This is a genomic window from Pseudomonas sp. P7759 (genome assembly GCF_013386445.1).
GTDB classification, from domain to species: Bacteria; Pseudomonadota; Gammaproteobacteria; order Pseudomonadales; family Pseudomonadaceae; genus Aquipseudomonas; species Aquipseudomonas azotoformans_A.
The window spans coordinates 1-700 of the sequence record NZ_JACART010000151.1; the positions used below are offsets into that span (position 1 = coordinate 1).

General features: G+C 61.0%; 1 protein-coding gene. It reads right to left on the reverse strand.

Annotated features, from left to right (window positions below):
• Positions 1 to 87: 87 nt before the first annotated feature.
• Positions 88 to 700, reverse strand: a 613-nt coding sequence (locus tag HX823_RS31755; protein ID WP_177078605.1) for a TetR/AcrR family transcriptional regulator, incomplete at its 5' end; no start/stop codon positions are given.

Sequence of the window (700 nt, forward strand, 5' to 3'; positions counted from 1 at the left end):
GAGGTGATTGCGTTTGTGAAATCCACCGAGGTGTCGATCGCCAAGTTGTGATCACGCTACCTCCTGTAGGGGCCGGCAAACCGGCACCTACAGTTGTGTGCGTTTGGACAGGTAAGCCGGCAAATACAACCCCACATACGCATCAAACACCCGCATCCCTTCCTCCGCCATGCGCGGCGTGATCAACCCGTGCTGATGCACCGAACGCGCATACACGCGGTCGCTCAGCTCCAGGGCCAACGCAAACACGTCCACATCAGTCGGTAGCGTCGGCACTTCAAAGTGACGGTTGAACACCGTCAGCATCAAATCGCCCAATTCCAGATCGTGCTGACGATCCGCCTGGGTCACTTCCGTCAGCCCATGCTGGGCCAGGATCAACTGGCGAGCAGCGGCATCCTCATCGTAGACCGTGAGCATGCGTTGCTCGACGATGTAGGACAGGTCGCGCCAATGCTTGAGTGAGTCATGGTCGATGGGCGCCTGGATAGCGGCCCGAAATGCGCCGTGAACGTCAGCGGTCAAGGCTTCCAGCAACGCCGGCACACTGGCGAAAAAGTGATACACCGACGACGGCGGGATCTGCGCCCGCTCGGCCACGCTATAGATCGACAAACTCGCCACGCCTTCGGCAGCCAGCAAAGTGCGGGCGGCGTCGAGGATCGCGTCGATCCGGGCCTGGCTGCGGGCGCGGGGTTTG